This is a genomic window from Paraburkholderia tropica (genome assembly GCF_900109265.1).
Lineage (GTDB): Bacteria > Pseudomonadota > Gammaproteobacteria > Burkholderiales > Burkholderiaceae > Paraburkholderia > Paraburkholderia tropica.
In genome coordinates this window covers 140472-164737 of the sequence record NZ_FNZM01000014.1, presented here as the reverse complement: position 1 = coordinate 164737, position 24266 = coordinate 140472, and the positions used below count along the sequence as shown (strand labels likewise).

Sequence of the window (24266 nt, the reverse complement as noted above, 5' to 3'; positions counted from 1 at the left end):
GACTGTCACGCGCCGCGGCTGCACAGGTAGTTTTGGGGGGCGGGGAGTCGCGATGGAAGAGTTGTTGCCGTATTACGAGCGCGAATTGTCGTTCTTGCGACGTTATTCGCGCGAATTCGCCGAGCGCTACCCGAAGATCGCGGCCCGTCTCGCGATGAGCGGCGAGCACTGCGAGGACCCGCACGTCGAGCGCATGATCGAGTCGTTCGCGTTGCTGGGCGCGCGTATCAACAAGCGTCTCGACGACGATTACCCGGAATTCACCGAGGCGCTGCTCGAAGTCCTCTATCCGCATTATCTGCGGCCTTTTCCGGCGTGTTCGATCGCGCAGATCGGCAACACGGCGTCGTTCACGCAGCTCACCGCGCCGGCCACGATCGAGCGCGGCACCGAACTCAAGTCGCGCCCGCTGCGCGGCGTGCAATGCCGTTTTCGCACCGCTTATGACGTGACGCTTGCGCCGGTGCGGATCAGCGAAGCGCGCTATATGCCGGTGGCGATGGCGCCGAGTTCGATCGTGCTGCCCGGCGACGCCACGGGCGTTATTTCAATCACGATTGAATCGACTTCGCCGCAACTCGATCTTGCGACGTTGAAATTGCCGCAATTGCGCACGTATCTGCACGGCGAGCAATCTTTTATCGCGGCGCTCGGCGACTGCCTGTTCGTGAACGCGCTGGGTGCATGGGTCGAATCCGATCGCAGCGGTCGCTGGCGCGCGCTGCCGGAATTGCCGTATCGTCAGGCCGGTTTTAGCGACGACGAAGCGCTGATCGATTTTCCTTCGCGCTCGCACCCCGCCTATCGGCTGCTCACGGAGTATTTTGCATTTCCCGCGAAATTCGATTTCGTCGATTTCGATCTGGGCGCGCTGGCATCCGCCGCGGGCCGCTGCCAGCGGCTCACGCTGCATGTCGTGCTCAAGGAAGTGCGCGGCGATTCGCATGAGGCGCGGCTGCTCGACACGCTCGCGGCACATCATCTGCGGCTCTTCTGCACGCCGGTCGTCAATCTCTTCAAGCAGCACGGCGAGCCTATTCGCCTTAATCACCAAAGCATCGCATATCCAGTGGTGGCCGAGGCACGCCGCGCGTTCGCGTACGAAGTCTATTCGATCGACTCGGTCAAACTCGTGCAACAGCGCGCCGATGCGGAATCAGTGGTGGAATTCCGGCCGTTTTATTCGCTGCGTCATGGCGAAGCGTCGCGCGCCGGTCATTACTGGTTTGCACGACGCGATGAAGCCGTCGCGCAGAAAAGCCCGGGTTACGAAACTGAAATTTCGATTGTCGATATTGACTTCGACCCCGCGGTCGAACAAACCGATACGCTGAGCCTCGAACTGACCTGCACGAACCGCGATTTGCCCGCCGGTCTCGCCGTGGGCCTGGAAGGCGGCGACCTGTTTCTCGAAGGCGGCTCGCTCGTGAATCAGATTGCGCTGCTCGCGCGGCCCACGTCGTGCGCGCGTTTCGAGCGACGCCAGGCCGCGCATTGGCGTCTGATTTCGCATCTCGCGCTCAGTCACGTTTCGCTGGCGAGCGGCGGTGCGACCACGCTCAAGGAAATGCTCGCGCTCTACGATTTGCGGCGCAGCGCCGTGTCGTCGCGCCATATCGACGGCATCGTCGACGTGGAGCAGCGCGCCGCCGTGCAATGGTTGCCCGGCAAACCGTTCGCCACCTTCGTGCGCGGCGTGGAAATTCGCGTGACCGTGGACGAGGACCATTTTGTCGGCACGAGTCTCGGCACGTTCGCGCGGGTGCTCGACGTGTTCTTCGGCCTGTATGTGCATATCAACAGTTTCGTGCAACTGGTCGTGATTTCGAAATTTACTGGCGAGGAGATCCTGCGATGCAAGCCCCGCAGCGGCGATTCGATCCTCGTGTAATCGAGCGTCTGCTCGACGAGCCGCACCGCTTTGAATTTTTTCAGGCGGTGCGTCTGCTCGAACGCTGGTTCGTCGACAAGAAGCAGGATCGCCAGCGCGACGTCCTCACGCATCGCGTGGCGTTCCGCAACACGCTCTCGCTGGGCTTTCCGCCCAGCGAAATCGAACAGGCTGCCTCGTACGACGAAACCGGGACGCGACTCGCCGAACCCGAGCAACGCGCTGCCGCACTCGATGAGGAACGTCTCGACCAGGTGGAAATCACACCTGCGTTTTTTGGCTTGCTCGGCGGGCAGGGCGCATTGCCGCTGCACTATACGGAGCAGTTGATCGCGCGCGAGCAGCTCAAGCGCGACCGCGCCGCGCGTGAATTCTTCGACGTATTTTCCAATCGCGCGACGGCGTTGTTTTATTCCGCGTGGAAAAAATACCGTTTGCCGTTCCATTACGAACTCGATCGCGACGAGCGCTATATGCCCTTGCTGCTCGCGCTCGCGGGCGTGGCAGACCACGATTCGCGCGAGAGTTTGCATGGCGGACGCGGCGCATTGCTCGATGAAGCGATTGCCGGTTATGCGCCGGCCGCACGTCATCGGCCGGTTTCCGCTGCGTATTTGCAGAACACGCTCTCCGAATATTTCAATGTGCCAGTGCGCATCGAGCAGTTCGTCGGCAAATGGTACGACGTTCCGCCCGATCAACTCTCGATGCTCGGTATGCGTAACGTGGCGCTGGGCGCGACGGCGCTCGCCGGTCAGCGCGTCTGGCAACGCGACATGCGCGCGCGTCTCGTCGTCGGTCCGCTTTCGAAAACCGATTACGAAGCCTTTTTGCCCGGCGGCGAACGCGCGATCGCGCTGGAGCACATGCTCACGCTGCTGGGACGCGTGACGCTCGAATACGAAGTGCGGCTCGTGCTGCGGCGCGACGACGTCGGGCCGAGTCGACTCGGCGGCGGCTCGCGCCTGGGCTGGGATGCGTTCCTTTGCACCCACGAAGCCGATCGCGATCGCGCCGACGCGCATTACGAATTGCATGTCACCCACTGACGACTGACTGGAACTCCGCCCGGACCGACTTCACGACATGAGCACGCCTCTCAAGACCCTCATCACCAAGCTCAACTCCACCTGCCGTCTCGCGGCCGAACGCGCGGCCAGCGCGTGCCTTTCGCGGGGGCATTACGAAGTCGATCTGGAGCACCTGTTCCTCGCCTTGCTCGAAGAGCCCACGAGCGATCTGGTGTGCGCGCTGCGCGCGTCGCGTATCGATCCGCATGCCGTGCGCGCCGATCTCGAACGCGAATTGCAGCAACTGAAAACCGGCAATACGCGTACGCCGGTATTCTCGCCGCATTTGATCGCGCTGTTTGAACAGGCCTGGTTGATTGCCTCGCTCGACACGCAGATCGGGCGTATCCGCTCGGGACATTTGCTGCTCGCGCTACTGAGTGCGCCCGATCTCGCGCAATTCGCGCATCGCATGTCTTCGCGTCTGGGCGAGGTGCCGGTTGCCGAACTCAAGCACAGTTTCGACGAATTGACGCAAGGGTCGGTCGAAGCCGCCCCGCGCGACGCCGAGTGTGCAGCGGCGCAACCCTCGGCATCGGACGCGGACGGTGAAGTGCGATCGAACGGCGGCCCGTCGAAAACGCCTGCGCTCGACACGTATACGACCGACCTCACGCAGCGAGCGCGCGAAGGCCGCGTCGATCCGGTGATCGGCCGCGAAGGCGAAATTCGCCAGACCATCGACATTCTCATGCGCCGCCGCCAGAACAACCCGATTCTCACGGGCGAACCGGGCGTCGGTAAAACGGCGGTGGTCGAAGGGCTCGCACTGCGCATTGCGGAAGGCGACGTGCCCGAGGCGCTGCGCAACGTTGCGTTGCGTGTGCTCGATATGGGCTTGCTGCAAGCCGGCGCGAGCGTGAAGGGCGAATTCGAAAATCGCCTGAAGAGCGTGATCGACGAAGTGAAGAAAAGCCCGCAGCCGATCGTGCTGTTCATCGACGAAGCGCACACGATCATTGGCGCGGGCGGTCAGGCGGGCCAGAACGATGCCGCCAATCTGCTCAAGCCCGCACTCGCGCGCGGCGAATTGCGCACGATCGCCGCGACCACGTGGAGCGAATACAAAAAGTACTTCGAGAAAGACGCGGCGCTTGCCAGGCGTTTTCAGGTTGTGAAGATCGAAGAGCCGAGCGAAACGCTCGCGGCTTCGATGCTGCGCGGCATGACCGCGTTGATGGAAAAGCATTTCAACGTGCGCATTCTCGACGAGGCGATTACCGAGGCCGTGCGACTTTCGCATCGCTATATCAGCGCGCGTCAATTGCCTGATAAGGCCGTGAGCGTGCTCGATACCGCTTGCGCGAAAGTCGCGCTCGCGCATAGCGCAACGCCTGGTGCGATCGACGACGGCAAGCGCCATATTGAACGCGTCGACGCCGAAATCGCCGCGCTCGAACGCGAAGCGGCGAATGGCGCGGCGCACGAAGAACGGCTCGCCGCGCTCAAAGTGGAACGCGAAGCCAGCGCCGCTGAAGTGGCCGAAGACGAAGCGCGTTATGCGCAAGAACACGAACTCGTCACGCAGATCGCTGCGCTGCGCGCGCGTATCGATGCTTCGCGCGAAGCCGCCGCCGACGCTGCGCTTGCACGCGACGCCGACGACGCGCGCGCCGCGCTGCCCGCACTCGTCGAGCAATTGCATGCGTTGCAAGGCGATGGTCCGATGGTGCCGCTGCAAGTGGATGCGCATGTCGTGGCCGAAGTCGTGTCGTCGTGGACAGGCATTCCGCTCGGCCGGATGGTGAAGGACGAAATTAAAACGGTGCTGAACCTGAGTCCGCTGCTCGGCGAGCGCGTGATCGGTCAGGACCACGCGCTCGAAGCGATTGCGCAACGCGTTCGCACGGCAGGCGCGAACCTGGAAGATCCGGATAAGCCGCGTGGCGTATTCATGTTCGTCGGCCCGTCGGGTGTCGGTAAAACGGAAACGGCGCTTGCGCTCGCCGATATTCTTTATGGCGGCGAGCGCAAACTCGTCACCATCAATATGAGCGAATATCAGGAAGCGCATAGCGTGTCGGGCCTCAAAGGCTCGCCGCCGGGTTATGTCGGTTATGGCGAAGGCGGTGTGCTGACCGAAGCCGTGCGTCGCAATCCGTATTCGGTCGTGCTGCTCGACGAAGTGGAAAAGGCCCATCCCGATGTGCTGGAAATGTTTTTCCAGATCTTCGACAAGGGCACGATGGATGATGCGGAAGGGCGCGCAATCGACTTCCGCAATACGCTCATTATTCTGACTTCGAATGTGGGTTCGTCGGCGGTCATGCAGGCGTGCCTGAATAAATCCGCCGAGGAATTGCCCGACGCCGACGCGCTGGCCGAATTGCTGCGTCCGCAACTCTACAAGACATTCAAGCCTGCATTCCTCGGGCGCATGAAAGTCGTACCGTATTACCCGATCTCCGACGACGTGCTCGCCGAGATCATCGAACTCAAACTCGAACGCATTCGCCGGCGGATCGAAGCGAATCATGGCGCCACTTTCGAGTGGGACGATACGCTCGTCGACGCCGTGCTCGCGCGCTGCACCGAAGTCGATTCGGGTGCGCGCAATGTCGATCACATCCTCAATGGCACGTTGCTGCCCGAGCTTGCGCAATACGTGCTCGAACGCATCGCAGAAGGCACCGCGCTCGCGCGCGTGACAGTGCGCGCCAACGAGGCTGGCGAGATCGAATACACCGTGAATTGATATGTCGAACGATTACACCGCGCTGCTCGCGCCCATCAACGAAACCTCGCCGTGTGGCGAAGATCTGCTGTTCTCCGCGGATTTCGACACGATTGCTTACGCGCGTCGCTTCGACGACCCGTCGCTCGACCAAGGCGAATGGGTCACGGAAATCAAGGAAGCCGACTGGCCGCTCGTGATCGAGCGTTGCACGGCGCTGCTCGCCACGCAAACGAAGGATCTGCGCCTCGCGGTATGGCTTACCGAGGCGCTCGCAATCCAGGAAGGCGTGCCGGGCCTCACGCAAGGCTTTTCGGTGCTCACGGGGATCGTGGATCGCTTCTGGGACGGCGTGCATCCGCTGCCCGAAGGCGATGACGTGGAGTCGCGCCTGGGCAATGTGGCCTGGCTCGCGGGGCGCTCGGCGGAATTGCTGCGAGCGGTGCCGCTCACCCAATCGGGCACGGCGTTTAGCACGCTCGATTGGGAAGTTGCGCAACACGTCGCGCAGGCCGTCAAACGCGACCCCGACAACGCGGCCGATATTGCGCGCGGCAAGCCGTCGGTGGAACAGATCGACGCTTCGCGGCGCGGCACGGCGCCGGCATTTTATGAAGCGCTGCTCGCGCAATTTAAAACATTCGAAGCCGCACTCGGCGCACTCGATGCGGAACTCGAACGCCGCGCCGGCGACGCTGCGCCGAGCTTTCGTCAAACGCGCGATGCCTATGACGATGTGTATCGGTTGCTCGAGCGTTTTGCGCGCGATGTGGGCGTGGATCCGAACGCTGCGCAGAAGCCGCCCGTGGCGGATCAATCGGCGCAAGGCGACGCACATGGTGCGGCGCGCGGCGCACAGGAGCGCTCGGAACCGAGCTTCAAGACGCCTTTGTCCAATGAGGATCACGTGCTGACCCCGACTCGCGTTCAACCCCGCGCGCATGGCGGCATTGAAAGCCGCGCGGATGCCGTTGCGCAATTGCGCGCGGTGGCCGATTACTTCCGCCAGACCGAACCGCATAGCCCGGTCGCGTATCTCGCCGATAAAGCGGCCGAGTGGGCCGGCATGCCGCTGCATCAATGGCTTTCGACAGTGGTCAAGGACGACAGCACGCTCGCACATATTCGCGAGATGCTTGGCGTGAAATCGGACGAATGACATTCACCTGGTGAGCGAAATGGGCGCACAGGACATCATGAGTCTTATCAGCGGCGGCCTCGTGCAGGACGGCCGCTTGCTGAAACTCGACACGCCGCTCGGCGATAACGCATTGCTACCGCAACGTGTGATCGGCCGTACGCGTATGGGCCGCGATTATGGCTTCACGGTGGATGCTGTGTCGCTCACCGGCGATATCGCACTGAAGAAACTGATTGCGCAACCGGTGACGCTCTGGTTCGAACAGGCCGATAAATCTTATCTGCCGCATCACGGCTACGTGCATACGGCACGTCGACTCGGTTCGGATAGCGGCCTGACAAGTTATCAGCTCGAATTCGCGTCCTGGCAGCATTTTTTGAAGTTCAGGAAAGACGCGCGCATCTGGCAGGACAAGACCGCCGACGCCATTCTCACCGACGTATTCAACGCGCACCCGCAGGCACAAGGCGCGTTCCGCTTCGCCTTGCAAAGCACGTTGCCGCAGCGTTCTTTCTGCGTGCAATATGAAGACGATTGGCACTTCTGCCAACGAATCATGGAGTCAGAAGGGCTCTATAGTTATTTCGAACAGGGCAGCGACGGCAAATCGCACACGCTGGTCGTCGTCGACAATCTGAGCGCATTGCCGGCGCTCTCGCCGCAAACGGTGCAGTTCTATCGCGCGGGCACGAATAGCGAAACGAATGCGCTGGTGCAATGGAGCGCCACGCGTATGTTGCAAAGCGTGACGCTCACGACGCGTACGTTCGATTACAAGTCGCCCTCGACGGCGAGCAACGCGAAAGGCACCTCGGTGCCGACGCTCGACACGACAAGCCATCTTCCGCAGCAAGCCGAAGTGTACGAATACACCGGCGCATATAGTTTCGGCGATCAGGCGCGCGGCGATTCGCTTTCCACGTTTCGCATGGAAGAGTGGGAATCTCGCACGAAGCGCTTCGAAGGTCGTGGCGCGGTGCGTAACCTCGACGCGGGCCGCTGGTTCACGTTGAGCGGGCATCCGGCGCACGACGCCGATAGCGAGCAGGATCGCGAATTCGCCATTATCGAAACGGTGTGGTTCGTCGAGAATAATCTGCCGGTTTCGAGCATGCAGGCGCAATCGTTTCCGCACAGCCTGCAAAGCCGTCTCGCGGCGATCAAAGCCGCACACACATCGACATCGGCTGCGGTAACGCACGCTGACGGCAGCGAAGGTTTTTTGTATGCGCAAATCGAAGCGCAGCGCAAAACCGTGCCGTATCGCAGTGCATTCGATCACCCCAAGCCCGATATGCAGATGCAAACGGCGATCGTGGTGGGGCCTGCCAGCGAAGAGGTGTACACCGACTCGCTGAATCGCATCAAAGTGCATTTTCATTGGGACCGGCTCAATAGCGGCGACGAAAATGCTTCGTGCTGGCTGCGCGTGGCGATGTCCGATACCGGCAGCAGTTATGGCAGCGTGCACGTGCCGCGCGTCGGAGAGGAAGTCATCGTCGACTGGCTCGACGGCGATTGCGACCGGCCTATCGTGACGGGCCGCGTTTATAACGGATCGACCGCGCCAAACTGGCATTCGAACGGTCTGCTTTCCGGTTACAAATCGAAGGAGTATGGCGGCAGCGGTTATAACCAGCTCGTACTCGACGACGCCACCGGCCAGAACCGCATGCAGCTCTATAGCACGAGTGCGAATTCGCAATTGCATCTGGGCTATCTCGTCGCGCAAAACGCGAATACGCGTGGCGCGTTTCTGGGTAGCGGATTCGATTTGAAATCGGATGCTTATGGCGCGGTGCGGGCAGGTCAGGGACTGTACGTTTCGACTTACGCCCGATCGGCCGCGAGCGCGCAACTCGACGTGACAGAAGCACATCAGCAACTGACGAGCTCGCAAGACATGATGGACGCGCTCTCGCAAGCGAGTGCGAATCAGCAGGCGGAAAGTCTTGCGGACGGCGTGAACGCGCTGAAGTCGTTCACCACCGCGACGCAGGAACGCGTGCAAGCCGCGACGGGAAGCGGCGGCAATACGGCGGGCGGCGGAACGGGCAGCGCAAACGCGTTTTCGCAGCCCGTGATGCTCATGGCGAGCCCTGCGGGCATTGCGTTGTCGACCCAGCAATCCACGCACATCGCCGCCGATCATCAGATTAGCCTCGCGAGCGGACAGAGCACGCACGTGGCGACCGGCAAATCGCTGATCGCCAGCGCGCGCGAGAAACTCAGTCTGTTTGCGCAGAACGCGGGCATGAAACTGTTCGCGGGCCAGGGCAAAGTGGAAATCCAGTCGCACGCGGACAATGTCGAAATCACCGCGCAGAAGTTGCTCAAGGTGATTTCCGCGACCGACAAGGTTGAAAGTGCCGCGAAGAAGGAATTGCTGCTGACGTCCGGCGGCGCTTATATCCGCATCAAAGACGGCAACATCGAGATTCACGCGCCCGGCAAGATCGATATCAAGGGTGCACAGCATTCGTTCGAAGGGCCGGCCAGCACGAATTATCCGCTTCCGACCATGCCTAATTCCACCTGCAAGGAATGCGTGCTCAACGCGCTGAGCGGACGTGAATCGATGCTCGAGGTGGGCTGATGAGCGAACAGAATGTGCAAGGCGACGTCGTCGATACGCGCCAGGAAGAGTGGCCTGTGTGGCTTGACGGTCTGCGCGCAAAGCTCACTGCTTATGTGCACGCGGATATCGACGCGAGACTTTATCTGCTCGTGGATACGCGTGGTTATCAGGACCTGCACGAACGTTTGAGGAACGAGACGCGGCTTCGCCATGTGTCCTTGTGGAAGGGTATTGAACTCGAAGAGTATCCGGAGATTTCGCCGTATCTGATCGAGTTCGACGCGCACGTGCTGTTCGGTAAAGACGAAAGCGGGCTGAGTATGCTTCGTCAGCTTTGGTGCGAAGCCGTCGATCTTTATGCGCTGACGTCGATCTGGTCACCCGTTTCGTTCGAACAGATCGACGCGCATTTGCGTCGCTATGTGATGTACGAATTGCCCAACGGGCGGGCGTATTACCTGTTCTTTTTCGATAACCATGTACTGCCGAGATTGCGACAGGTTTGGAGCGAGAAGCAGGCTCAGGAATTTATCGCGCCTTGTCTGGAGATTGGATATCGCACGCGCCGCCTGGAAGCCGCAACCTGGCGGAATGAATCGAGGCCTGCGCTGACTCGCGTTGTGTCGCCGTTGAGCGCTGAGCAGCACGAAGGTTTGTTGCAGCTCGGTTATGCCGACAAACTGGTGTTGAAGTTTCGCGAAACGATGGGCACGTCGATCGATCATCTCAGCGATATCGAGCTTTATGAGCAGACGCTGGAACAACTGGAACGCTCGGGCAGATATCGGATTACCGGCGATGAGTCGTTGTCGGCGTATGTCATGACGGGACTGTTGATTGGCCCGCGCTTCGACGAGCATCCGGTCGTGCAGTCGCAACTGGCCGCGGTGATGCGTAAGGAAATGGACGCGGCGCAGGCGTTTGAGACGATCGACGATGCGACGTGGGATGAGATTCGTGCGGGATGATATTCAGGAATTCAAGGAGCAGATCGTGAAGTTGGGGACTTTTTTGCTGACGCGCGTGGCGGTTGCGAGTGCGCTTTGTGTCGCGCTCAACGCATGCGGGAAATCCGAGCCGAGCTATAGCAGCATTTCCACCATGGCACTCAACTACATGCCGTACAACCTGGCAGGCTTCACGATCACCGATCAATTCGGGCACGAAGTTAGCAGCGGCGGCGACAATGAGCCGGGCGGCGGCGGCGGTGTCTCGTGTTGCTATGCGTTGAAAGGCACTCAGTTCAAGGTATCGTGGAACTACTACGATGCCAATCAATGGCATGCGGGCGACGAAAAGACGTTTCACGCCGAAACGACCGTGACGCTACCCGATAGCCCCGAGCCCACCCGGATCGGCGACCGCATACTGGCCGTGCATTTTTATCCAGATCGGCATGTCGAGCTCGAATTTCCGGCGAGCATCATGCCGAATTCAAGGTTGCCCGTGGTTGACGTCGTTCGCGCCATGCAACAAAAGCACGGCGATGCGCTGGACCATCGCTACGACGATACGGAAGGCGATGCAGATCGCCGCATCGCGCGCGCCGTCGCGCAAGCGTGGATCAAATATCGTTTGACCGACGAGCGCGATCTCGAGCAGTACGCGTACTTTGCGTTGCTCATCAATTCGGATTTCGATGCGCATCCCGCGGTGCAGAAAATCATTCAGGCCGACAAGGCAAAGCCGGGAGCGCTTGCCGCATCTCTGCAAGGTCTGCAGCCCGCCGTGCTTAAAGCGTTGAAGAACAAGCAGTTCGCGAAAGTGCCCGTTCCGGCGATTCCAGACGGCCTGGTGCCGCCCCCGCGCGAGGCGTATCAACATGCGGGCTAATTGCTGCACCGTACACGATTCGAATAGCCACTCATTATCGGCAGCGACCGTCGAAGACGACATGAACGGACCGCTGCCGCCCCCGTGCGAGGAATCAAACGATGCCGGCTGATAAAGGAAAGAGTACGTCCGGGCTGGATCCCGACGACGCTACGCCGCAGAGCGTCCGTCTCGCCGTCAGCCGGATGACGGCTAATGAATATCCGAAGGGCGATTGCATGCCGTGCGGCGCGACGATTCGCATCGGCGTATTTTTCGACGCATTCGGCCGCAACAAGGACGAAGACGAGAAAAGCGATAACCCGTCCACATATTCGAATATTGCGCGATTGTGGGAAGCCCATCGCACCATGCTGGACTCGAAACGTCCCCCGAACCAGTTCTGGTTTGCGCTCTATTATTCAGGGCTCGGGACCGATATCAACAAAAGCGCCGAGAACAACGATTGGATCAACACGAGTGAGGCTGCCGCCGCCCTGGTGGGGAAGGACCTCCTTGGCGCGGGAAAGAGTGTGTTGAACTCTGCCACGCGCGCAAATCAACTCGATAAATTCGACGCCAAGAAGCGTGCAACGGATGCCTTCAAGAAGTCGGCGGAAGATTTTTCGTACCGGCCGTTGCTGAAGGCCTATAACGACTTCAAGAAGGACATCAAGGACATTCCCGCGACGATGCGCCGGGTTGCCAATGTGCTGGACCCGTCGCCCGCACGGTTGTGGGAGCGCTCGAAGCTTGGCGTCGTGCACGTCTACAAGAACGCGAAGAACGATATCAAGAAGAATCCGCTGAAGGTGGCACAGGCTGCCGTGCGTCAGGTATTTACGAGTGTGGTGATGGAGAACGTTGCCATCGTGCGCGACTCGCAGGCCATGAGTTTCTACTTCGGCACGGGCGTCGACACGCGGCTCGCCGCGGCATTGGACCAGTTTAAAGCCGCCGTCGATGCCGTCCGCAAGGGGCCGCCAGCGGTCAGTAAAATTCGCAAAATCGAACTTTCGGTTTTTGGAGCCGATCGAGGATGCGTGCTCGCGCGCGCCTTCGTCAATCGGATTGCCGAGAAGTACAAGCATCGCGACGACGAAGATCTGCAAATAGACGGTGTGCCGATTGAAATCAAGTTCCTCGGTCTGTTCGATGCGGTTTCATCGATCATGTCGGAGGATGCGGGCGAAGTCATTGGCTTGATTCCTTATCTTGGCACCATCAAGCCCGATTACAAGGACTTCCCGCTTTCCGTCCCGGCTAGTGTGAAGCGTTGTGTGCACTACGCCGCCGCGCACGAGATGCGTTTTTATCAGCGGCTCGACAGCCTCGAAAAGACACGCGGCGAACAATACCTCTATCCCGGAACGAGTTGCGACGTAGTTGGCGGCGCGCCGCAGGGATCACTGGGTTTGAATGCGGAACTCATGCGCATGCCGTTCCGCGACATGTTGATCGAAGCGCTCAAGGCAGGCTGTGCCATGCTCGACTTCGAAACCATCTATGAGCGGAAGCCGACTCTGTTCAGGCGAATCACCATCGCCCACCCCATCAGCTACGAAGGCAAGCAATACCGCATCAAGCAGCTCGTGGAAGCGTACCGGAAGGTTGTGCGCAACAACGCAGGCGTCAATTTCCTGCCGCATGCGGAAACGTTTCTGCGCTGGATTGCCGTTCGCTATCAAGACGCCGACTTCCGTCACTCCGTGACCGATCCTGTTGCAGAATGGCGCAAGCAAGTGGAAAAGGCCGACTACGACCGCCGCGCGGCGGCCGCGAAACTGCAATGGGAAATGCAGGGCAGCGGTCCGATGGACTCGCCGAAGATCCAGCAATTGCGCCAGGAAAAGCAGGCTGCCGACGCGCACTGGAACGATCTGTTCGCGCATGCGCCTTCGAACAACTACACGACCGTGTGGAAGCGGCTCGATGCCGAAGCGAAGGACATGACGTCGAAGTGGGAAAAGATGCGGCCGGGTTACGAAGCGGAGCAACAGCGCCGTTTCACGCATTCGTTCGACACGCAAATGCACTACACGCCGCTCTTTCTCGCGCCCGCGTTCGTAAATAAAGATCCGCTCAACGCCGATCAGATCGCCTTGGTAAAGGCCTGGCAAGAAGGGTTCGCCGGCAAGAACCCGCTGCCCGACGACGTCATGGCGCTATTCGACATGCTCGTTCACGATACGCTGCTGACGAGCTGGCAGGATCACGTGCTGGCGCCTTCGCTGTATTTCCGCACGCGCGACAAAGACGTATTCGGCACCACCGATTACGACGCGGAAGACAAGAAGCGCAAAGAAGACGACGCCAACGCGGCGCGTATCGACAAGATGGCGGCCGATCAGGCGGCCATGCAAAAGGCGCGTTCAGCGCTGTAGAGCCGATATGAAAAAAGCCGCGCGGGCATTGCGCCCCGCGCGGCCCAGCAACACTTAAATCCCCGCGCGGAATTCAATACGTCGATTACGCGCACGACCGTCGGTCGTGTCGTTCGACGCCACCGGCTGATCGGGGCCCACACCATTGGTCGTGAGCTGCTGCGGCGAAATCCCCTTCGCAACGAGATAGCCCTTCACCGCATCCGCGCGCGCCTGGCTCAATGCGATATTCGAAGCGCGATTACCCGAATTGTCGGTATGACCGATGATTTCCACCGTGCGCGTATTCATTTTCGCGAGCACGGCGGCCATCTGATCGAGAATCGCGCGGCCTTCCGGCGCGAGCGTCGCGCTGCCGGTTTCGAATTCGATGGTGCGGTTCGCGAGCGTCTGATCGAGCAGACCCTGTTCGGATGCGCTCACACGCAGTCCATTGCGAATCGTATAAGTGGGATTGAGCGCATTCGCCATGTCGCTCGCGATCTGCTGGCGTTGCGCTTCGTTGCCCACTTCGCCGCGCACGTCGATCTGCGTGCCGTCGATCTTCAATTGTCCCTTGTGAATCTGCTTGAGCTGCGCGCCAATCAGCTTCTGCACATTCGACGACCAGTTAGGCGGCGTGGCCACATCGCCCACTTCGATCTGGTCGACCACGTTGCCTGCGCCATACGTATCGCGCAGACGTTGCAGCACGGCAGCGTGCGTGGCTTCGTCGGGCACCTTGCCGCCCACCACGACCTGGCCCGGCGCGTTGTCCATCGGTGCGGGCGTCGAGGTCACGGCGCTGCGCGTGCCCGAAGCGGCTGCAGTGACGGAAGCGGCGGGCGCAGTATTCGCCACGCCTGCCGATGAAGCCGTGCCGGGCAGGACCGTCGTGCGGATCTGCGAGCCGCTGTTGTCGATGGGCGTGACGCGTGCGGGGCTGCCGTCGTCGGCGAAAGCGGGCGCGGCAGCGCAGAACACCAGCGCGACCGCGGCCGCCAGCGCGCGGCGCGCACGCGTATCAAGCACGGCGGCCATTGACCGGCTCCCCGATAAACGCCTCGCGGAACGTGTCGATCGAGACGCGCAGCGACAGCTGCGGTTGGTCGAGGTAGCTGACGAGTTTGCTGATGCCATGGTCGCTTTGTGCATGATCGTCGATCCACTCGGGATCGTCGATGTCGATGTTGTGGGCTGCGTAGGTTTGCGGATCGACCACGCTGTGCAGGGTCTTCGCGGAAGCGCCGTTGAATCCGATGACGAGGCGCTCGCGCTGCGCAATCGTGCCGATGAAGATCGCCAGTTCGAAATCGGCCTTCGACACGAACGGCGCGATCAGTTCGAGCCAGAACGCGGCAACGAGGCTGCGATAGAACGGATCGGTCGGCAGCGGCAGCGTGAGGCCGCGTTCGAGATGCGCTGCGCCGCTCGTCATCACGGGACGCAGCAGCGAGCCAAGCGCGAGCATCGCGCCGCGCAAACGCACCGGATGGCCGCTCGCCAGCAGCATCTGTTCGAGGCCCGAAAGCGTCTGATGCTCGACGAAGTCGGCGAACGTGCCGTCGTGCGGATTGCCCGTGCCGCCCACATCGACCGGCACGAACGTTTCGCCGAGCGATTGCAGCGCGCCCGCGGGTTCGCTCGGTCCGAGCAGCGGCTGCATCTGTGCAGCGACGCGCGACCAGAGACGCGCGAATGCGAGCGGGCTGCGCGCGAGAAAAGCGAGCGGCTGCTCGACTTCCAGCGCGGTGGCGGCGAGAAACGGAAAGCGCCGCGACGACTGATCGTGGCTCGCCACCATATGGCCGGCGATCGCGAGCTTGCTGTGCGAGCCGAGAAACGCGAAGTGCATCGGCTTCGCTTCTTCGTAGACGATCTTCCAGCGCGGATCGTCGGTGAGCAGTTCCATCGCTTGCGCGAGCCAGCGATCGAGCGTTTGCAGCAGTTGCGGATTGTGCCCGCTCTTCACGAAGTCGCCGCGCGAAGGAATCTTGCCGAAGTAGGCGATTTGCGCCTGAACGGTTTGCGTCATTGCGCACCTCCCGCGTTGTTGTTGGCGCTCACTGCATTGGCCGTCGCGACTGCCGCTTGCGGCGCGCTCGTCGCGGCCGCCGCGTTGCTGTTCGACGCGTTGGCCGGTGCAGCCGGGGTCAAAGCCGGATTCGCGGCCACGCCCACGCTGGCAATCGACGACGGCAACTGCACGCCGCGCAAGCCTTGCTGCTGCGGTGCATCGCCGCTCGATGCGGTCGGCTGCGAGGTGCTGATGATGCGCATGCTCACCGACACCGTCACGCTGCCTTGCGTCCAGTTGAGGTCGAAGGTGCCATCCGGACGACGGCTGCGTTGCGCCGAGTTGATCAGCTTCTCGAGACCGTAGCGGCCCGGCTCGTTGACGAGCTGGATCGTGCGGCCGTCGAAGGTCGTCGCCGAGAGCGTCGCGCCCGGCGAGCCCGACGGATTCGGCCACACGAAGTTGGTCCACTGCGGCGGCGTGTTGCGATAACGCAGTTGCTGGCCGTCGATCGCGATCGTGTACTCGGTCGTGCCGCTCGACGGCTGCGGCAGGATCTGGAACACGGTCTGCGGTTCGCTGCTGCCGCCATTCGCACCCGCCGCGCCACCCGCGAGCGGCGCGACCCAGCGCGCGAAGCCGCCGGTGAAATCAGGCGTGAGCGAGAGGCCCATATCGCCCCACGTGCGAGCCGAAAGCGTGTCGCCGCGACGGACCGCGAGCGGGCCGAGCGTGGTGCTCACGAACTTCGAGATCGCGCCGTCCGGGCCGAACATCTGCGCGATTTCGCTCGCGCCAGCCTCGACCTTCGCCGTGCCCGCAAACGGATACTTGTTCGCGAGCGACGCCTGGAACGGCTGATACACCTGCGCATTCCACACCTTGTTCACTTCGACGCTGGCCGGCTGGATCACCACCGCGTACGCCTGCATGAGCGGGCGCACGAGCAGCGGACGCAGTGCCTTGCGCTGATCGTCGGTGAGGCCGGTGAGCATCTGCTCGTCGACGAACTTCAGCGAATCGGCCAGTTCCGAACCGTTGCCGTCGAGCGTCTGCTGCATCAGCTGGCGCGCGCCCGGTCCCGGATCGCCCTGATTCTTGATGGTGTTGAAGCGCGTGCGCACCTTCGAGAGCGAATCCATGTAGCCCTTGAGCATCGAACCGTTGTCGTGCGTGACGACGATCCGGCCGAGGCCCGCGAACGCCTGACCCACCGGACCCATCGGCAGCTCGACCGGATTGCCGTTGATGTCGATGTTGGCCTGCAACGGACCGCTCGACGCGCGCGAGAACAGATTCTTGAACCAGCCCGTGATGCCGCTCTGCGCACGCTTGATGCTGGTGTTCACGAGCGACGGGTTGTCCCACGAAGTCTGGTCGTACGCGGTTTCGAGAATCTTGCGGATCGGCGAATCCTGCGGGTCGCCGAGACGGTTCATCGCGTCGACAGCCTGGCCGAAGGTGCCGAAGTCCTGCACGGCGATGCCCTGCATGAACTTCTGCCAGTGTTGCGCGTACTCCGTTTTGTACATGCCCACCAGCGTTTTCTGGATCTGCTCGGGGCTGCCTTCGAGCGTGAGGTCGTCGGCAGCCGAGGTGTTGAGCACCCAGTCCTTCGCCTGCAGTTCCTTGGTGGCGGCGTCGCGGATCGCGGGCTGCACATACTGGAACCACGCTTCGCGCGTGAACGTACCCGGAATCGCGTAGCTGCCGGCAACGAGGCTCGTATTGCCATCGCCGACGATGCGCGCGACCGTCATCGGCGCGAAACGCGTCGAGGCGCGCGCCTTGATCTCTTCATACACGCGCTGGCGTGCGGGCATGCCGCGCACCACGTGGCGCAGGTTCTCGCGCGTCTGGTCGACGAGCGCGAGATTCGCGTCGATCATCGGCCAGTCGTCGTCGTTCACGCGCGCGAGATAGAAAGTGATCATGCGCTCGGCGCTCTTGATCATCTCGTCGCGAGGCATGTTGCCGCGATTCTGTTCGAGCCAGCCGCGCCAGAAGCGGGCGATCTGGTCGGTGAGGTGAGCGGTCTCGACGTGGCGCTTGTCGGAGAGCATCAGGTAGGTCTTGAGCGCGTTGTACGCGTCCTCGACGCTGCTCGGCGAGGCGTCGCTATAGAGGCCGCCCTGGCGCGTGGTCGCCATGGCGGCGTGCGCGGAAACCGGCACCGCGCCCGAGTCCGGCGCGTGCGTCATCGGTGCGAGCTGGTCCGGATGCGCGTCCACGTCCTTGAGGAACGACGCGAGATTCTGCGAGACCGGCGTGAGCATGATCTGGCGAATGCCGTTGTAATACTCTTCGAGCAGATGCTGTTCGAGGCGATCGCCCTGATACAGCCCGAGCGACACCGAGATCGGCTTGTCGTGACGGAACTGTTCGAGCTGGTCGATGCGGTCCTCGAGAATATCCATCGCCTGCAGGCGCGATTGCAGATCGTTGCGGTTCTGCTGCAGTTTCTCGACGTTGTCGAGATCGGCCTGCACGTTCGCCACCAGTTGCTGATTGTTGATCGCCGACCACGTCCAGCCGCCGAGCGCGAGGGCGAGCGCCGCCACCACGCCGAAGAACGTGGCGTAGCGCAGGCGCGTTTTCGCAGGGCTCGCGAACTGGCGAACCGTATGGCGGTCCGCGAAAATCACCTTGGAAAACAGGTCTTTCAGGAAGAAACCATTCTTCGAGAACGCGGCTTGTGGCTTGGGCAGACCATCGGCGGAAAGGGCAAAGCGATTGGCGATGCGCTGCGCGGCGGCGCTATTGGTTTCGCCTTCCTGCAGTGCGCTCGTGAAATAGAAGCCGCGGAAAATCGGCTTGTACTGGAACGGATTGTTTTCGAACAGCGTGGCGAGGAACGCACGCAGCGCAGGCTTGATGGTCGAGAATTCCAGCGGAAAACTCAATTGGCCCGGCGTGAGCGCGTTGCCGCGGCTCATCGACATCTGCGCAATGCTGATTTCCTTCAGGCCGTCGTAAAGCTCTTCGAAGCGATCATCGAACAGCGTGACCACGTCACGCTTCTCGTCGGGTTCGTAGGGCAGGGTAGCGCCCCACACGCGGTCGTATTCGTTGCGCTCGCTGCCGCTGAAGAATTCCGTGAAACCCGTAATGAGGTCGACCTTCGTGAACATCACGTAGACCGGCGCGAACACTTCGAGCTTTTCAGTGAGTTCCTGCACGCGCTGGCGCAGGTTCTTGGCGAGGTCGATGGCGAATTCGGGCTTGCTGCCCGTGAGTTCCGCAATGCTGGCCGTCACGATGATGCCGTTGATCGGCGCCTTCGGACGAAAACGCTTGAGCAGGCCCAGAAAGCCGAGCCATTCGCCGCGATCTTCTTCGTGAATCGAATAGCGGCCGGCCGTATCGAGCAGAATGCCTTCGTTGGTGAAGAACCAGTCGCAATTACGCGTGCCGCCGATACCGTGAACGATCGCTTCCTTTTTGTCGGCGAACGGAAATTGCAGGCCGGAATTGAGCACGGCGCTGCTTTTGCCTGCCGCCGGATTGCCGATCACGATGTACCACGGCAATTCGTACAGCGCGGAGCCGCCCGACATCTGGCCGATCTTCGAGGACTTGATGGTCTTGACCGCGTCGACGAGGCGCGTGCGCAGCGCGTCGAGTTCGGCCTGGGTGCCGCGCGCGGCGACGGCCGCCGGGCTTTCGACCTGAGCCTGCTGTTCGAGCATGTCGCCGAGCTTGCGATTCGCGCGATGCACGCGAATGCGGCGCACGATCCAGACGAGCAGCCAGATCGCGAGCAGGGCGCCGAGCACCACGCCGACCCAGATGAGCCCGATTTGCAGCGTGTCGGCTGCGATGAACAACACGGCGGCGAGCGCGATGAAGCCGATGATGGAAAGCGTGCGCCTGTGAGTCAACACGTTGAGGATGCGTTGCATAAGCCGGTCAGGTCCTGGTGCTTTGTGTGCTGTTCTGATGATTCGTTGCGAGTCGCGACGCGTGCTCGGGCGTCACGCGGGCAGGGCGCATGCACGCGCGCGTACGCGGCGCTCAGGCATGGCGCCGCGTCGGCAAGCGGGATGGCAAGCGGGATGGCGAAAAATGGGAAAAGAAATGGCGCGGCCCATGCGGCGCGCGGCGCAAGATATTGAAAGAACGCCCCATAACATCCTCTTTATTGTCCGCATTGCGTCCTGCATCGGCCCAATATGCATATATGCGTCTATGTGTATCCGCATTCGGTTACACAATTGCGTCATTTCGCGCCGGGCGGCTTGCGCCCAAGCACAAAACCGGGCTTGTGATATTCGACGTGCCCGAGGTCCATCATTTTCCATCGGCCGCCCCACGTCAGACCGACTTGCTCGGCAACCTGTCCATATAGCTGATAGCCGCGCATGGCCCAGGGATCTTTTTCTGAAATGACGAGCTTGCCGTCGCGCAAAAACGCGTTATCTGCTGCGAGACCGTATTGGTGATAGCTTTGAAACGCTGCAGCATTGGTCACGCTGCCACCCAGTTTCGCCAGACGGTCTTGCCGATCGGGACTCCGATAACCTTCCAGCAAAGCCATGTCGTAACCGTATTGCTCGTGCATGATTTTATAGACGAGCAAAAGACGCGTACGGAAATCCGCATCGAGCAGATTCCAGTCGCGGCTCGCGTCGACCAGAGCGGGCCGAATCTGCTCGACCTCCCGTGTGGCGAACACTTCTGGCGGCAAGGGCGGCGGCGGAACAAGCTGCTCGCCATTGAGCAGCGCCGAGATTTTTTCATCGGGCGCCCGAAGCGTGTCATCGTATTGGAATAACTGGTGGCCACGAAGCGCAATTGCGATCAGCGGCGGCGTCGCAAGAATACCTGTCGTCGCCAAAATCAGCAAGCGCCGCTTAATCAGCAAATTTTGCAGACTTGAGATAGCCGATATAGAATTTTTTGCCGATTTACCGACATGACTTCGCGCTTGCATTGCACGTGCTGAAGCACGCTTTGCAATCGAATTATGCAAATTGAATACGCCACCGAAAACAGCGGCTCTTACCGCTGGCAACAGCAGTAAAGCCGCGATCAAAACGGCAATGGCGAAATAGGCGACGAGTGCAATGGCAACCAAAAGCGACCCCGAGAGCTGAGGCAATTGTTTTTTGTAATGCTTGATTTTAGAATCAGGCCTGCCCGAAGTCGGGCCGACACGTATTATTACGTCGAAAATGGCCTGATTCAATGTGCACGATTCGAATGAGACTCTAATGAGTGTGCCGGACAACTCCCGCCCTAAAGCTCCACCCAGCCTGCTGGCCGACGGTCCCGGCAAGCCGGCCGGCGCGCCTTCCGCCAATGGCGCGCCCAACGGCTCGCGCATCCTTGCGAACCTCGAAGGGCGCGTCGTGCCGCCTGCTTCGCCTGCGGGCAAGCCGCAGCGATCCTCCAAAGCGATCGCGCTCGTCGCGCTGCTCGTGGTCGGCGCCGGCGCGTTCGGCGCCTGGCATCTGATGACACGTACGCCTTCTGCGGCATCGAGTGCGTCCACAACGGCTGGAACGCCTGCAAGCGCTACGGCGACCGCTTCAACGACCGCATCGGCGGCCAGCGCGCCACATGCCGTGACGAGTACGCAAGCCGCGCCGGAAGCGGCCTCGGCCTCGCAAGCCGCCACGATCGTCGCCGACGACGATAGCGCCAAGGCCGCAGCGAACAGCGCGACGTCAGCGCCGGAGAACGACGCCGACCGTCTGTCGCACGCGCTGTCCGATGGCGCGCACGACGGGCCGGCGAACGCGCCTGCGGTCGCTGCGGTGGCGCCGTCGAAGGTCGCGCCGGAAAAGGGCGCCGCGAAATCGAAACACGAAAGCGCCGACGCGAAGCATCAAACTGCAAATACGCATCGTCAGGAAAGCAAGACGAGCGTCGCGCAATCGAAGAAGTCCACGCATCACGACACGGCGAAAAAGGACGACTCGGACGCCGATCTGCTCGCCGTGCTCGTCGCGCGCACCAAGCCCGCCGATCCGAAGCACGAGGCCAGTGCGCGCGCCGGCAAGTCGGCCACGCCCGGCAACGCGTCGCTCGCGCAGCAGGTCAAGGCATGCGGCGAACGCGGATTCTTCGAGGATCAGTTGTGCCGCTGGCGCGTTTGCGACGGTCATTGGGGCAAAGATCCCGCGTGTCCCTCGACGGCGCGCGCGAACAACGAGCATTGACGGCGCGACTCACGCACGCCGTATCTGCATGCCGGAGCATCGATCGATTCTTCGGCATGCGAAGCATCGCTGGTGCGATCCCACGGAACGACGATGACAGACCCGACGCATCACACAGTTTTGACGATATTTAACATAATGAAAATTAGCGCATTTTTATAATGTGCCTGCGCGGGGGATTTCTGCCATCGATCCTGCCCACGCGCAAACTTGCGCTCAATAGCGCACCATGATCCGACTGGCCTCGGTATAACGCGCCGGTCTCACTCCAACATTGAACACGACGCCTCATGGACGACAATCGACGCCCGATCAAAACGCGCTCCAACGCGGCAATCGTCGCGCTTTCCTCATTTCTCGCGGGCACGCGCGTGACGCCCAACCAGATCTCGTGTGCAAGCGCCGTGTTCGCGTTCATCGGCGCGCTCGCGCTGCTCAATCCCGAGAGCATCGTCGCCATGGTCGTGGCGATCGTCTGCATCCAGTTGCGGCTGCTGTGCAATGTCGTCGATGGTCTGGTCGCCGTCGAAGGCGGTAAAAAATCGATCGTCGGGCCGATCTTCAACGAATTTCCGGACCGCGTCGCCGACAGCCTGTTGCTGGTCGCCGCGGGCATGGCCGCCGGCATGCCGTGGCTGGGCTGGGCGGCCGCGCTGTTCGCGGCGCTCACGGCTTATGTGCGCGTGTTCGGCGGCTCCGTGGGCGTGCCGCAGCGTTTCATCGGGCCGATGGCCAAGCAGCATCGCATGGCCGTGCTCACGCTCGCCTGCGTCGCGACGATCGTCGAAACCTGGCTGCAGCGCCATCACGTTGGCCTGTTCATCGCGCTCGTCGTCATCGCGGCCGGCAGCGCGCTGACCTGCGTGACGCGCACGCGCGCGCTCGTTCAGGATCTGCATGCCCAGCAGACCACGGAGGAAAATCATCATGCGTAACGTGATGCAGCGCTGGCTGCTCGGCGTCGTGCGGCTCGTGGTGGGCGCGCGCGGACGCTATGCGAGCACGCCGCCCGACGCGCGCCAGACCATCTATTTCGCGAATCATTCGAGCCACGTCGATACGCTCGCGATTCTCGCCGCGCTGCCGCCGGACCTGCGTGCGAGCGTGCGACCGGCCGCCGCGCGCGACTACTGGGACGCCACGCCCACGCGCCGTTTCATCGCCAATCGCGTGCTCGGCGTGGTTTACGTGACGCGCCAGGGCGCGGCGGGCGAAGATCCGTTGCAGGCCGTGCGCGACGCGCTGGCCGCGGGCTGGTCGATCATCATCTTTCCGGAAGGTACGCGCAGCGCGACGGGCGAAATCGGGCCCTTCAAAAGCGGCCTCTACTGGCTGTCGCGCGATTTTCCTGACGTGCAACTCGTGCCCGTGCATCTGTCCGATCTCGTGCGCGCCATGCCCAAGGGCAAGCTGCTGCCGGTGCCAATCAACTGCCATGTTTCGTTCGGCGACGCCGTGCCCGGCGCGGCATCGCTCGACAAGGACACCTTCCTGGCCACGGCGCGCGACGCCGTCATCCACCTTCAAGAATCGGTACGGGGATAAGCGATGCCGCACGTTTTCTGGATCACGATCGTCGGCGTTCTCGCCCTGCTCTGCGTGTTCACCGTCGCGGGCGCCGTGCTGCGCGTCAGACTGGGCGCGGGCAACGCGACCATCGTCAACATGAACCAGCGTATTTCGGCGTGGTGGGTCATGATTGCCGTGGTCACGGCCGCGCTCTGGCTCGGCCCTTACGCCACGCTGTTTCTGTTCTTCATCTGTTCGTTCTTCGCGCTGCGCGAATTCATCACGCTCACGCCGACCAAGCCCGCCGATTACTGGTCGCTCGTGCTCGCTTACTACGTTGCGCTGCCGGTTCAGTTTCTGCTGGTGGCGTTGCACTGGTACGGCCTGTTCGCGATCTTCATGCCGGTGTACATGTTCTTCGTGCTCGCGGCCGCGGCGGCCTTTGCGCAGGATACGGCCGAGTTTCTCGAGCGCAACGCGAAGATCCAATGGGCGCTGATGGTCTGCGTGTATTCGCTGAGCTATGCACCCGCATTGCTGTTGCTGCCCTTGCCGCACTATTTCAGCAATAACGGTCCGCTGCTGCTGTTCTTCCTGCTGGTCGTGCAGTCGAGCGATGTGTTCCAGTACGTCTGCGGCAAGCTGTGGGGCAAGCACAAGCTTTCGCCGCTCGTGAGCCCGTCGAAAACGTGGGAGGGCCTGATTGGCGGCGGCGCGCTCGCCATCGGGCTCGGCACCCTGCTCCACGGCCTCACGCCATTCAATCTCTGGCAGGCCGCGCTGATGTCGGCTGTCACGGTGATTGGCGGCTTCGTCGGCGGACTCGTGCTCTCCGCCGTCAAGCGCTCGATGGGCGCGAAGGATTGGGGCGTGATGATCGCCGGCCACGGCGGCATGCTCGATCGCGTCGATTCCATCTGCTTCGCCGCGCCGATCTTCTTCCACCTCACCCGCTATTTCTTCGTGCCGGCCGGCTGCTGACGCGCGGGACGTACAGTCCGGACTTACAGTCTATAGGCTGTATTTTGCATTTACAGCCTTTAGATT

Annotated in this window: 16 protein-coding genes; 12 read left to right on the top strand and 4 right to left on the bottom strand. The window is 61.7% G+C overall.

The features are described from left to right. Nucleotides 1-52: 52 nt before the first annotated feature. The 8 genes from tssF (at nucleotide 53) to BMY06_RS23915 (ending at nucleotide 13550) form a co-directional block, all read left to right on the top strand. A complete protein-coding gene (gene tssF, locus BMY06_RS23950; protein WP_074985711.1) occupies nucleotides 53-1891 on the top strand; it encodes a type VI secretion system baseplate subunit TssF in 1839 nt (612 codons plus the stop codon). Next, complete coding sequence (gene tssG, locus BMY06_RS23945; protein WP_074985709.1) at nucleotides 1855-2940, top strand: type VI secretion system baseplate subunit TssG; 1086 nt, start codon at nucleotides 1855-1857, stop codon at nucleotides 2938-2940. The genes tssF and tssG overlap by 37 nt, the downstream gene beginning before the upstream one ends. Before the next feature lie 37 nt (nucleotides 2941-2977). After that, nucleotides 2978-5656 (top strand): type VI secretion system ATPase TssH, encoded by a 2679-nt coding sequence (tssH, locus tag BMY06_RS23940; protein ID WP_074985708.1) that lies wholly within the window; start codon nucleotides 2978-2980, stop codon nucleotides 5654-5656. Nucleotide 5657: 1 nt separating this feature from the next. Continuing rightward, on the top strand, nucleotides 5658-6794 hold the full coding sequence (gene tssA / locus BMY06_RS23935) for a type VI secretion system protein TssA (RefSeq protein WP_074985706.1): 1137 nt from the start codon (nucleotides 5658-5660) through the stop codon (nucleotides 6792-6794). Between the two features lie 19 nt (nucleotides 6795-6813). Continuing rightward, nucleotides 6814-9372: a type VI secretion system Vgr family protein gene (locus BMY06_RS23930; protein WP_074985705.1), complete on the top strand. Its 2559-nt coding sequence runs from the start codon at nucleotides 6814-6816 to the stop codon at nucleotides 9370-9372. Further along, complete coding sequence (locus BMY06_RS23925) at nucleotides 9372-10322, top strand: DUF4123 domain-containing protein (RefSeq protein WP_074985703.1); 951 nt, start codon at nucleotides 9372-9374, stop codon at nucleotides 10320-10322. The genes BMY06_RS23930 and BMY06_RS23925 overlap by 1 nt, the downstream gene beginning before the upstream one ends. After that, a complete protein-coding gene (locus BMY06_RS23920; RefSeq protein ID WP_244144401.1) occupies nucleotides 10312-11187 on the top strand; it encodes a DUF3304 domain-containing protein in 876 nt (291 codons plus the stop codon). Before BMY06_RS23925 ends, BMY06_RS23920 begins: the two co-directional genes overlap by 11 nt. Before the next feature lie 101 nt (nucleotides 11188-11288). Continuing rightward, a complete protein-coding gene (locus BMY06_RS23915; RefSeq protein ID WP_074985702.1) occupies nucleotides 11289-13550 on the top strand; it encodes a DUF2235 domain-containing protein in 2262 nt (753 codons plus the stop codon). 54 nt (nucleotides 13551-13604) lie between these two features. Here BMY06_RS23915 and BMY06_RS23910 read toward each other — a convergent pair whose 3' ends face one another. The 4 genes from BMY06_RS23910 to BMY06_RS23895 all read right to left on the bottom strand — a co-directional run bounded on the left by BMY06_RS23910 (nucleotide 13605) and on the right by BMY06_RS23895 (nucleotide 20623). Further along, nucleotides 13605-14570, bottom strand: a complete 966-nt coding sequence (locus BMY06_RS23910) for an OmpA family protein (protein WP_074985700.1) — start codon at nucleotides 14568-14570, stop codon at nucleotides 13605-13607. Then, nucleotides 14554-15564, bottom strand: a complete 1011-nt coding sequence (gene tagF / locus BMY06_RS23905) for a type VI secretion system-associated protein TagF (RefSeq protein ID WP_074985698.1) — start codon at nucleotides 15562-15564, stop codon at nucleotides 14554-14556. Before tagF ends, BMY06_RS23910 begins: the two co-directional genes overlap by 17 nt. Further along, nucleotides 15561-19448 (bottom strand): type VI secretion system membrane subunit TssM, encoded by a 3888-nt coding sequence (gene tssM / locus BMY06_RS23900; RefSeq protein ID WP_074985697.1) that lies wholly within the window; start codon nucleotides 19446-19448, stop codon nucleotides 15561-15563. Before tssM ends, tagF begins: the two co-directional genes overlap by 4 nt. A 317-nt stretch (nucleotides 19449-19765) precedes the next feature. Then, nucleotides 19766-20623, bottom strand: a complete 858-nt coding sequence (locus BMY06_RS23895; protein ID WP_074985788.1) for a M15 family metallopeptidase — start codon at nucleotides 20621-20623, stop codon at nucleotides 19766-19768. Nucleotides 20624-20759: 136 nt separating this feature from the next. Here BMY06_RS23895 and BMY06_RS23890 point away from each other — a divergent pair, with 136 nt between their 5' ends. The 4 genes from BMY06_RS23890 (at nucleotide 20760) to BMY06_RS23875 (ending at nucleotide 24200) form a co-directional block, all read left to right on the top strand. Continuing rightward, on the top strand, nucleotides 20760-21710 hold the full coding sequence (locus tag BMY06_RS23890) for a hypothetical protein (protein ID WP_065065756.1): 951 nt from the start codon (nucleotides 20760-20762) through the stop codon (nucleotides 21708-21710). 290 nt (nucleotides 21711-22000) lie between these two features. Then, on the top strand, nucleotides 22001-22645 hold the full coding sequence (locus tag BMY06_RS23885; protein ID WP_074985695.1) for a CDP-alcohol phosphatidyltransferase family protein: 645 nt from the start codon (nucleotides 22001-22003) through the stop codon (nucleotides 22643-22645). Beyond that, nucleotides 22632-23255, top strand: a complete 624-nt coding sequence (locus BMY06_RS23880) for a lysophospholipid acyltransferase family protein (RefSeq protein WP_074985787.1) — start codon at nucleotides 22632-22634, stop codon at nucleotides 23253-23255. Before BMY06_RS23885 ends, BMY06_RS23880 begins: the two co-directional genes overlap by 14 nt. 3 nt (nucleotides 23256-23258) lie before the next feature. Further along, nucleotides 23259-24200, top strand: coding sequence for a phosphatidate cytidylyltransferase (locus BMY06_RS23875; RefSeq protein ID WP_065065754.1), 942 nt, complete (start codon nucleotides 23259-23261; stop codon nucleotides 24198-24200). The last annotated feature ends 66 nt before the right edge of the window (nucleotides 24201-24266 follow it).

Excerpts from the sequence above, each read along its gene's own strand:
- BMY06_RS23875 (WP_065065754.1), top strand. The coding sequence starts at position 23,259 with ATGCCGCACGTTTTCTGGATCACGATCGTCGGCGTTCTCGCCCTGCTC.
- tssM (WP_074985697.1), bottom strand. The coding sequence starts at position 19,448 with ATGCAACGCATCCTCAACGTGTTGACTCACAGGCGCACGCTTTCCATC.
- tssH (WP_074985708.1), top strand. The coding sequence starts at position 2,978 with ATGAGCACGCCTCTCAAGACCCTCATCACCAAGCTCAACTCCACCTGC.
- BMY06_RS23890 (WP_065065756.1), top strand. The coding sequence starts at position 20,760 with ATGAGTGTGCCGGACAACTCCCGCCCTAAAGCTCCACCCAGCCTGCTG.
- BMY06_RS23885 (WP_074985695.1), top strand. The coding sequence starts at position 22,001 with ATGGACGACAATCGACGCCCGATCAAAACGCGCTCCAACGCGGCAATC.
- BMY06_RS23915 (WP_074985702.1), top strand. The coding sequence starts at position 11,289 with ATGCCGGCTGATAAAGGAAAGAGTACGTCCGGGCTGGATCCCGACGAC.
- BMY06_RS23930 (WP_074985705.1), top strand. The coding sequence starts at position 6,814 with ATGGGCGCACAGGACATCATGAGTCTTATCAGCGGCGGCCTCGTGCAG.
- tssA (WP_074985706.1), top strand. The coding sequence starts at position 5,658 with ATGTCGAACGATTACACCGCGCTGCTCGCGCCCATCAACGAAACCTCG.
- BMY06_RS23925 (WP_074985703.1), top strand. The coding sequence starts at position 9,372 with ATGAGCGAACAGAATGTGCAAGGCGACGTCGTCGATACGCGCCAGGAA.
- tagF (WP_074985698.1), bottom strand. The coding sequence starts at position 15,564 with ATGACGCAAACCGTTCAGGCGCAAATCGCCTACTTCGGCAAGATTCCT.
- tssF (WP_074985711.1), top strand. The coding sequence starts at position 53 with ATGGAAGAGTTGTTGCCGTATTACGAGCGCGAATTGTCGTTCTTGCGA.
- BMY06_RS23910 (WP_074985700.1), bottom strand. The coding sequence starts at position 14,570 with ATGGCCGCCGTGCTTGATACGCGTGCGCGCCGCGCGCTGGCGGCCGCG.
- tssG (WP_074985709.1), top strand. The coding sequence starts at position 1,855 with ATGCAAGCCCCGCAGCGGCGATTCGATCCTCGTGTAATCGAGCGTCTG.